Genomic DNA, 6,172 nt, shown 5'->3' on the forward strand with positions numbered 1-6,172 from the left:
AGCAGGCGCACCGCGCAGCAGCGCGTCGGCGAGTCCCCGGTAGAAGGCCGCGTAGTCGCCGGGTTCGGTGGGCACCGGACTGAACGCTCTCCCGGAAGGCGACCCAGCCCTGCAGGCGCGGGTCCGCGTTGGAACGGAAGGCCGAGAAGACCACACTTGGGCGGGGCGACACAGCGACTCCAACGGCCTGAACCAAACAGCGACGGGTGCAGTCGAGACTGTGTGCCGGCTCGGGTGGGCCAGCCCCGGCAATACTGTGCTGGCCTCAGGTGTCCGGCCCGGGAGTGTCACCTTGCCGGGGGGTGAACGGAAGCTGTCCGGCCCGGCAACAGTTTCGAGAACGCCTAGCGGCGGAACGCCTTTCGCGCCAGCGTGTTCCCGAGGTACTGCACCAACTGGACGAGCACGATGATCAGCAGCACGGCAGCCCAGGTCACGATCGGGTTGAACTGGCGGTACCCGTAGAGCAGGGCGAAGTTACCGAGGCCGCCGCCACCGACGTAGCCGGCGACCGCCGACATGTCGACGAGCGCGACGAAGATGAACGTGTAGCCGAGGATCAGCGGACCGAGCGCCTCGGGCAGGAGCACGGTGAAGATGATCCGGGCCGTTCCGGCGCCCACGCTGCGGGCGGCCTCGATCACGCCGGGCGTCACGGTGAGCAGGTTCTGCTCGACGATACGGCCCATCGCGAAGGATGCCGCGAGCGAGATCGTGAAGATGATCGCGTTATTGCCGATTCCGGTTCCGACCACGAGCCGGGCGAGCGGCTGCGCGGCGGCGAGGAAGATGATGAACGGGATGGGCCGCACGAAGTTGACCAGCAGGTTCAGCACCACGAACACGGGTTTGTTGGCGAGCAGGCTGCCGCCGCGGGTCAGGTACAGGCCGAGGCCGACGATCAGGCCGCCGAGGCCCCCGAAGAACAGGGTGAGGCCGACGATGTAGAGCGTCTCCCCTGCGGCCTTCCAGAGCTGGGGCAGCAGTTCGATGAGGGATTCCATCAGCGCACCTCCGTGACGGTCGTGAGTGTTCTGATCCGATCGAGGACCGCATCGATGCGGTCGTCCGCGCTGCCGGCAGACGCTGTGCGGGCATCCGCCGCCGTGGCGTCGCTGAGCGCGAGGGTGAGATGCCCGAAGGAGCGGCCCTGCACTTCGTTGATGCCGCCGAAGACGACCTCGAATGCGACGCCGGCGCGAGCCAGTTCGCCGAAGACACGGGCCTGGTCGACCGTGTTGTCGCGGAAGGCGAGGGACACGATCCGCCCGGGGTGGCGTCTGCGCAGCACGGCGAGCTCGTCGGCGCTCGGGATGCCCTTGACGACGGTCGAGACGAACCGGGCGGATGCCGGCTGCTGCGGGTTCGAGAACACATCGAACACGTCACCGCGTTCGATGACCCGGCCCTGGTCCATCACCGCGACCTTGCTCGCGATCGTCTGGATCACGTCCATCTCGTGCGTGATCACGATGATCGTCACACCGAATTCCCGGTTGACCCGGGTCAGCAGGTCGAGCACTTCGTGGGTCGTCTCGGGGTCGAGGGCGCTCGTGGCCTCGTCGGCGAGGAGGATGGCGGGCTGGCTCGCGAGGGCGCGGGCGATGCCGACGCGCTGCTTCTGGCCGCCGGAGAGCTGGTCGGGGTACGCGCGGGCCTTGTCGGCGAGGCCGACGAAGTCGAGCATCTCGGCGACCCGCTTGGCGCGTTCGGCCTTGGGCCGGTGCGCCACCTCGAGCGGATAGGACACGTTGGCCGCGACGCTGCGCGAGCCGAGCAGGTTGAACTGCTGGAAGATCATGCCGATGCCGAGACGCACGCTGCGCAGTTCGCGCTCTGCCAGGCCGGCGATGTCCCGTCCGTTGATCAGGATCTCTCCGGACGTTGACCGTTCGAGCGCGTTCACGAGGCGCACGAGGGTGCTCTTGCCGGCTCCCGAGTAGCCGATGATCCCGTAGACGTCGCCGGCCTCGACGGCCAGGCTGACGTCGTCGATCGCGACGACGTCGCTGCCGCCCTTTTCGTGGGGTGGGTAGATCTTGCTGACACCGCGCAATTCGACGATCGGCATTCAACTCTCCTGGAATTCTCTGGTTTCACACCGGATGCCCGCCTCGCGAGTGCGAAGCGGGCATCCGGGCAACCGGGGGCGACTACTTCTTGTTGGCCTTGGTGTCCGCGACGACCGTGGCGAGCGAGGAGACCAGGTCGGCGACCGGGGTCTTCACGAGAACACCGGAGCCGCCGGAGACGGCGAGCACGCCGTCCTGCACGGCCTGGGTGTCCTGATAGATCTGGACGAGCTTCTGGTAGGTCGCGTTGTCCTTGTCCGCGGCGCGGGCGACGAACACGTTGACGTAGGGGATGGCGGTCGGGTCGGCCGGGTCATCCTTGGCGAGGGCGTCGGTGAACTTCAGTCCGGCCTTCTCGACGAAGTCGTTGTTGATGATCGCGCCGGCGACGTCAGGAAGCGAAGTCGCGGTGAGGGAGGCCTCGAGCGCGGTGACGGTGACCTTGGAGGCCGACGTGTCGATGTCGTCGAGGGTCGAGAAGATCGAGCCGCCGTCCTTCAGCGTGATGAGCTTGGCCGACTGCAGCACGAGGAGCGCGCGGGCCAGGTTGCTCGCGTCGTTCGGCACCGCGATGGTGTCGCCCTTCTGGATCTCGCTGACCTTCTTGTACTTCGTCGAGTACAGGCCGAGCGGGTAGATCGCCGTCGAACCGATCGGGGTGAGGTCCGCGTTGCTCGCCGTGTTGTACTGCGCGAGGTAGACGAGGTGCTGGAACTGGTTGAGGTCGATCTCACCGGCGGTCAGCGCGGGGTTCGGCTGGTCGTATGCGGAGAAGTCGACGATCTCGACCTTGATTCCCGCATCGGCGGCGGCCTTCGTGTAGACGGCCCAGTACGGGTCGCTCGCGCCGACGACGCCGATCTTGACGGTCTTGTCGCTGCCGGCATCCGCCGTGCCGCCGGCGCACCCGGCGAGCAGGGCGAGGAGCGGGACGGTCGCGAGAGCCGCGAGCAAGCGCTTGGACAGAGTTGACTTTTTCACGTGGTGAATCCCCTTGGGTGTGCTGCGGGTGAGAGCCGCGAGTGCTGTCTCGTGGACGGGCCCCGGCAATCGACGGCACAGCAAAGCCACGGCACGAAGGGGTGGGAGTCTGTGCCGCTGCATCGCGAGGCACACCTTCAGGTTAACAAAGGATGCTGCGCCGCGCACGCCGCTGCGTAACACGCGGTCACAGCATCCGCGGTTTTAACCCTCGATCAGCGTCGAAAGTTCGAGCCAGCGAGTTTCGAAGCTCGAGATGGAGGATTCGAGACCCTGCAGCTCGGTGCCGAGCTCGCCGAGGCCTGCGTAGTCGTTCTGGTCGTGGCTGACCATGTTCTGGTTCAACACCACGATCCGGGACTTCTGCTTGGCGACCTTGCGCTCGATGGAGGCGAGCTCCTTCTGCGCGTTGCGGAGCTCTGCGCCGCCGATGGCCAGGTTCCTGGCCGGCTTGCCGCCGGAGGTGTTCGAGGCGTTCGCCTCTGCGGGCTTGTCGGAGTCGTTGATCTGCTGCTTGCGCATCTCGAGGTACTGGTCGACGCCGCCGGGCAGGTGGCGGAAGCCGCCCTCGGTGACCGCGTACTGGTTGTCGGTGACGCGTTCGATCAGGTACCGGTCGTGCGAGACGACGAGCAGGGTGCCGGGGAAGGAGTCGAGCAGGTCCTCCATGGCCGCGAGCATGTCGGTGTCCAGGTCGTTGGTGGGCTCGTCGAGGATGAGCACGTTCGGCTCGTCGAGCACGATCAGCAGCAGCTGCAGGCGGCGCTTCTGGCCACCGGAGAGGTCCTTGACCTGGGTGACGAGCTGGGCGCTCATGAAGCCCATCCGCTCGAGCATCTGGCCGGGGGTGATCTCCTTGCCTCCGGCGATGTAGCTCGTCTTCTGGCGGCCGATGACCTCGCTGACCCGGTCGTTCTGGATGCCCTCGAGCTCGAAGAGCTGCTGGGTGAGCACGGCGACCTTGATGGTCTTGCCGCGCTTGACGTGGCCGCTCGTCGGCTGGAGGGTACCGGCGACGAGGTTCAGCAGCGTGGACTTGCCCGCGCCGTTGACGCCCATGATGCCGGTGCGTTCCCCGGGGGCGATCCGCCAGGTGATGTCCTTCAGCACGTGCTTGTCCTCGAAGTCCACCGAGACGTCGATGAGGTCGACGACGTCCTTGCCGAGGCGCTGCATCGCCATCGACTGCATCGTGACGGTGTCGCGGGGCGGCGGCTCGTTCTCGATGAGCTCGTTGGCCGCGTCGATGCGGAACTTGGGCTTGGCGGTGCGGGCGGGGGCGCCGCGGCGGAGCCAGGCGAGCTCCTTCTTCATCAGGTTCTGGCGCTTCGACTCTGTCGCGGCGCTCATCCGGTCGCGCTCGACGCGCTGCAGGATGTACGCGGCGTAGCCGCCCTCGAAGGGTTCGATCAGACGGTCGTGCACCTCCCAGGTCTGGTTGCAGACCTCGTCGAGGAACCACCGGTCGTGGGTCACGACCACGAGGCCGCCGGAGTTCGTCGCCCAGCGGTTGCGCAGGTGCCCGGCGAGCCAGGTGATGCCCTCGACATCGAGGTGGTTGGTGGGCTCATCGAGGAAGATCACGTCGTGGTCGCCGATCAGCACGGCGGCGAGGGCGACCCGGCGGCGCTGGCCACCGGAAAGGTCGTCGACAAGGGCGTCCCAGGGGATGTCGCGCACGAGTCCGCCGATGACGTCGCGGACCTTGGCGTCCCCGGCCCAGAGGTGCTCGTCCATGGTGCCGACGACGGTGTGGCCGACGGTCTGGCCTGAGGCGAGGGCGTCGGACTGGTCGAGCACGCCGATCGTGACGCCGCGGCGGCGGGTGACGCGGCCGGAGTCGGGTTCGATGCGTCCGGCGAGGAGGCTCAGCAGGGTGGACTTGCCGTCACCGTTGCGCCCCACGACTCCGATGCGGTCGCCCTCGTTGAGTCCGACGGTGACGGAGTCGAAGATGACGCGGGTGGGGTATTCAAGGTGCAGGGACTCGGCCCCGAGCAAATGTGCCATAGCTTACAACTTTACCGTGCGCGGCTGGGAGCCCGGCGCGCGGGTCGGGGCAGGCGGATGCCGCGGCTCAGTCGTGGACGAGACGGGCGCCGTGGACCGGGCCCGTCGCCCGCACCACGTGCAGGCGGGAGGCGCTCAGCGCGACCTGGAGCTCGAGCGCGCTGTCGGCATCCGCCACGAGGAACGCGACCGTTGGGCCGGACCCGGAGACGATGCCGGCGAGGGCGCCGTTCTCCTCGCCGAGCTCGATGACCTTGCCGAGGCCGGGGGCGAGGTGCAGCGCCGGGGCCTGGAGGTCGTTGTGCAGGGACTCGGCGAGCATCCGGGCATCGCCGGCGCGCAGGGCCTGGAGCACGTTGGCGTCGACCGTCGGCTGCGCCTGCGCCGGGAAGATGTCCTGGGCATGGCGCTCACGGTGGCGGTCGAGTTCCTGGTACACGCCGGGGGTGGACATGCCGAAGTCGGCCAGGGCGAGCACCCAGTGGAACTGGCCCTTGGCGAGCGCGGGGCTCAACTGGTCGCCGCGGCCGGTGCCGACGGCGGTGCCGCCCGTGAACGCGAAGGGGACGTCGGCGCCGAGAGTCGCGGCGATGGCGAGCAGTTCCTCGCGGGTCGCCTCGGTGCCCCAGAGGGCGTCGCACGCGAGCAGGGTTGCGGCGGCGTCGGCCGATCCGCCGCCCATTCCCCCGGCGATCGGCACGTTCTTCTCAAGTTTGAGATGAACGCCGCCACGATAGCCGGACCGGCGGGCAAGGGCGCGAGCGGCCCGGATCGCGAGGTTGCTGCCGTCGGTCGCAAGGCCGGAGGTGTCGATCGAGCCGGTGAATTCGCAGGAGAAGTCGTCGGCGGGATAGGCGCGCACGTCTTCGCTGAGCGACACGGCCTGGTAGGCGGTCGCGACTTCGTGGTAGCCGTCTTCGAGCACGGCACCGACCTTCAGGAAGACGTTGATCTTGCCCGGCGCCCGCGCGTGCACAACATGAGATGTGGCCGCGTTGGTCATGGTTCTAACCTAGCTCAGCCGCACAGCCCCCTCGTGCGCTTCGAGGTCGGGGTGGATGAGCTCCTCCCACTCGTCGAGGAGGCTCGAGTCGACCTGGCGCACGAGC

The 6,172-nt window shown here is 68.0% G+C and carries 6 protein-coding genes; all 6 read right to left on the minus strand.

Features of this window, described 5'->3' with window-relative positions; all coding sequences use genetic code 11:
- Nucleotides 1-344: 344 nt before the first annotated feature.
- Nucleotides 345-1,004: a methionine ABC transporter permease gene (locus QN345_RS14360; protein WP_134448217.1), complete on the minus strand. Its 660-nt coding sequence runs from the start codon at nt 1,002-1,004 to the stop codon at nt 345-347.
- Complete coding sequence (locus QN345_RS14365) at nt 1,004-2,071, minus strand: methionine ABC transporter ATP-binding protein (protein WP_134558184.1); 1,068 nt, start codon at nt 2,069-2,071, stop codon at nt 1,004-1,006. The genes QN345_RS14360 and QN345_RS14365 overlap by 1 nt, the downstream gene beginning before the upstream one ends.
- An 82-nt stretch (nt 2,072-2,153) precedes the next feature.
- Nucleotides 2,154-3,038 carry a MetQ/NlpA family ABC transporter substrate-binding protein gene (locus tag QN345_RS14370; protein ID WP_134448331.1) on the minus strand — a complete coding sequence of 295 codons (885 nt, stop codon included), beginning with the start codon at nt 3,036-3,038 and terminating at the stop codon, nt 2,154-2,156.
- A gap of 219 nt (nt 3,039-3,257) precedes the next feature.
- A complete protein-coding gene (locus tag QN345_RS14375; protein ID WP_134448213.1) occupies nt 3,258-5,063 on the minus strand; it encodes an ABC-F family ATP-binding cassette domain-containing protein in 1,806 nt (601 codons plus the stop codon).
- A 67-nt stretch (nt 5,064-5,130) separates the two neighbouring features.
- Nucleotides 5,131-6,066: a 4-(cytidine 5'-diphospho)-2-C-methyl-D-erythritol kinase gene (locus QN345_RS14380; RefSeq protein WP_134448211.1), complete on the minus strand. Its 936-nt coding sequence runs from the start codon at nt 6,064-6,066 to the stop codon at nt 5,131-5,133.
- Between the two features lie 9 nt (nt 6,067-6,075).
- Nucleotides 6,076-6,168 (minus strand): DUF3516 domain-containing protein, encoded by a 93-nt coding sequence (locus QN345_RS20630; RefSeq protein ID WP_416347669.1) that lies wholly within the window; start codon nt 6,166-6,168, stop codon nt 6,076-6,078.
- Between the last annotated feature and the right edge of the window lie 4 nt (nt 6,169-6,172).

Source organism: Cryobacterium sp. 10I1, from assembly GCF_035019805.1.
GTDB lineage: Bacteria > Actinomycetota > Actinomycetes > Actinomycetales > Microbacteriaceae > Cryobacterium > Cryobacterium glucosi.